Here is a 3,180-nt window from a genome sequence, read left to right as displayed (position 1 = left end):
AGTGTTGCCTGACAGAAATACCCGTTAAAGAGTCAGACGGCAGAATACCGGCGGCAAAACTGTCGAAAAGTGGTACGCGATATAATCACACGACGCAGATGACAGACAGAACGGAGAAAACAGAAAGATGAACAAGCAGCAGCAAACCGTACTTAACATGGCAGGATTCATAAAAAGCCAGAGCCTGACGCTGCTCGAAAAACTGGACGCACTTGATGCTGACGAACAGGCCGCCATGTGTGAGAAGCTGCACGAACTCGCGGAAGAACTTCAGAACAGCATACAGAGACGCTTTGAAGCGGAAAATCGCACCGGGATATAACGCATCCGGACAGGATGCAGAACGGCATAGAGGAGCGTAAGGAGAAAATGTCACATAAGGCGCTCTTCCGCTTCCTCGCTCACTGACTCGCTACGCTCGGTCGTTCGACTGCGGCGAGCGGTGTCAGCTCACTCAAAGGCGGTAATGCGGTTATCCACAGAATCAGGGGATAACGCCGGAAAGAACATGTGAGCAAAAGACAAAGACCCAGAAGAAGAGCACGCAGGAGGCGTTTTTCCATAGGCTCCGCCCCCCTGACGAGCATCACAAAAACCGACGCTCAAGTCAGAGGTGGCGAAACCCGACAGGACTTAAAGATACCAGGCGTTTCCCCCTGGTGGCTCCCTCGTGCGCTCTCCTGTTCCTGCCTTTCGGTTTACCGGTGTCATTCCGCTGTTATGGCCGCGTTTGTCTCATTCCACGCCTGACACTCAGTTCCGGGTAGGCAGTTCGCTCCAAGCTGGACTGTATGCACGAACCCCCCGTTCAGTCCGACTACTGCGCCTTATCCGGTAACTATCGTCTTGAGTCCAACCCGGAAAGGCACGACTTATCGCCATTGGCAGCAGCCACTGGTAACTGATTTAGAGGAGTTAGTCTTGAAGTTACGTGCCAGTTAAGGCTAAACTGGAATAACAAGTTTTGGTGACTGCGCTCCTCTTAAGCCAGTTACCGCGGTTCAGAAACTTGCCGGTTGCTGAACCTTCGAAAAACCACCTTGCCGGGTGGTTTTTTCGTTTTTAAGATTACGATGGGCGCGATATGAACTCAAGGAAATCCGTAATTAAATTATAAAACTTCGTGAATTAATGGAAAAACTGATGTGAATCAGCTATTTATCCTTAAGATTTGATGTTAGATATGGTATAATTAACCATTCAAATAGATGGAATAAAAAGTCAACGCTGCCATTAGAACGGCATAAGAAATAGAGGATTATGAAAATGAATACTAAAGTTCTTTTTGTGAAAAAAGCTTTGAAATCAATTACTTGCGCAACTCTTTCGCTCTTACCGGCTTTAAGTCGCGCAGTAACAGAGTTACGTAGCCTTTCGGCTGCGCGACTTAAAGCCGGTAAGAGCTTTTGATTGTATCACATTTTCCCTTAAAAGTCAACCGGCTACCTTAAGCTCCCTGCACTTAATCCTCCCTATAATCCCCATAACATACTCTATCGTGCAGCGTTCATAAAAGCGCCTATCGTGCCCAATAAACTCAATAAGTTCCTTTTTCTCGTTAGAGACGATACTCAAGGCATTCATTAAAAAATTGAACTCTTTCAACATATTATTTATGGCTTGACTATGCGACTTGCAGTGGTGTTTTTTCCAAATAGGCTCATGGTGAAAAAGTCGATTCCTAAACAAAAGAACTTTATGAAACTCGTCAAACAGCGCTTTAACCTTCATATCCCCCCCACCCAAAGGATTCTTCGCATGAGGAAATGTTTTTGCCTTGTTCTCTGGAGTCCAGATGTAGCACGGCCTTTGCGTATCCCTATATGGGGCATCTAACATATAAACCCAAAAGCCAAAGGTTAGACGGCAAATAACATCATCATCCGTATACCTTACGCCACACTCATCTAGTGCTTTTTGTTTCGCATTTAAAACAAGATCCTGAGATTTCTTTGTTTGAGGTATAGAGTCGTACCAAGCAGGCCCATGATTAGCTTTGATTGTATTGTTTATCGCATTACGCAGAGCAACCTCAATCATCTGGACAAGACAAAAAAAATCGCCAGACAGATCTTGGTAGGCAACGTATGCCCCAACCTTTTCTTGATCAGTAGCGCACCCAAGAAATGTTTCATAGAAAGATAATCTTGGTACAGAAATTGAGCTAATTAAACTTGTTGTATCCATGAAAACTCACTTATCTCTTTACTATGAATATTTTTCAGACTACCATTACAACATTCGAGGAGCAGGCGAACTACCGTTTTTCTGTGTACCTCTAGAGCGTAAAATATAACAAAAAAGCCCACTACAGAGTGGGCTTTTTTGTTATATTTATCTATATGAAACAACCAGTTATAGTTATTGTTTCATAATAAGGATTGAATACTCTTCACAATCCATAACATCAGAAAATACTTTGCTGCCAATTTACCATAACTCCCCTTACGCGCACCGCTAAAACGCGCTGAACGCGATTCTGCCGCAAACACCGCAAAAAGAGATGTTTTACCCAGTGAAAACTGGAAAAATGCGTCAGGATCGTTTTCAGCTCACTGCATAGCTATGCATGAAAGTGAATGGCGATCGGTTTGGGGGCTTACGGCGTTCATACCGTCTGTTTTCGACAGTTTCTCTCCGGGAAGCTAATCTGCCATAAGCCTGGATAACAGGGCCCGGTGATACTCCGTAATAGCGATCAGCACCTCCGCATACTCTCTGTCCCCGACACGCTTGCCGTCGATAAAAAGTTTTTTCTGTAACGCCCCCAGTCTCATAACTTCTTTCAGTACCCGATCATCAGTCAGTGAGTTAACTTTCTTACCGAGAGCTGCCGCCCGTAAAAAACCGGAAACGGTCTTGCCGCATTCAGCAGCCCTTTTTCTGATTTCCTGGTCTTCTTCTGCCGTCAGACGAACAGGGCGACTGATAGCCCGCCTGCGCGTATTACTTCCACTTCGTTTTGTCATAAAACATGGCTCCGTATCTGACATGGGGTGTCGGGGCAAAGCCCTGACCAGGGTAATTGTAATAGCGTGCATGCATGCGCGGTATAACAATTGCACATCCTGTCCTGTCAGCAAGTTCGAATTACCGACAAAGGCACGGCAGTTTTTTGGCAGTGACAGTGTTGCCTGACAGAAATACCCGTTAAAGAGTCAGACGGCAGAATACCGGCGG

General features: G+C 45.5%; 5 protein-coding genes. 3 read left to right on the top strand and 2 right to left on the bottom strand.

The genetic code is table 11. The features are described from left to right. Window positions 1-127 precede the first annotated feature (127 nt). The 3 genes from HEN21_RS22320 (at window position 128) to HEN21_RS22315 (ending at window position 1,410) form a co-directional block, all read left to right on the top strand. Entirely contained in the window at window positions 128-322 is a 195-nt protein-coding gene (locus tag HEN21_RS22320; protein WP_024193633.1) for a Rop family plasmid primer RNA-binding protein, read from the top strand. Between the two features lie 469 nt (window positions 323-791). Further along, window positions 792-905, top strand: a complete 114-nt coding sequence (locus HEN21_RS23325) for a replication initiation protein (RefSeq protein ID WP_071790583.1) — start codon at window positions 792-794, stop codon at window positions 903-905. A gap of 361 nt (window positions 906-1,266) precedes the next feature. Next, entirely contained in the window at window positions 1,267-1,410 is a 144-nt protein-coding gene (locus tag HEN21_RS22315) for a hypothetical protein (protein ID WP_016249640.1), read from the top strand. Between the two features lie 24 nt (window positions 1,411-1,434). Here the strand turns inward: HEN21_RS22315 and HEN21_RS22310 are convergent, their stop codons facing one another. Both HEN21_RS22310 and mobA read right to left on the bottom strand, forming a co-directional pair. Next, window positions 1,435-2,187 carry a hypothetical protein gene (locus HEN21_RS22310; protein ID WP_016249639.1) on the bottom strand — a complete coding sequence of 251 codons (753 nt, stop codon included), beginning with the start codon at window positions 2,185-2,187 and terminating at the stop codon, window positions 1,435-1,437. Between the two features lie 458 nt (window positions 2,188-2,645). Next, complete coding sequence (mobA, locus tag HEN21_RS22305; RefSeq protein ID WP_000166966.1) at window positions 2,646-2,969, bottom strand: plasmid mobilization protein MobA; 324 nt, start codon at window positions 2,967-2,969, stop codon at window positions 2,646-2,648. Window positions 2,970-3,180 lie beyond the last annotated feature (211 nt).

The organism is Escherichia sp. 93.1518 (assembly GCF_013368915.2).
Taxonomy (GTDB): Bacteria; Pseudomonadota; Gammaproteobacteria; order Enterobacterales; family Enterobacteriaceae; genus Escherichia; species Escherichia ruysiae.
Note: the sequence above shows the minus strand (reverse complement) of the source record. Positions and strands in the feature narration are given on the sequence as shown.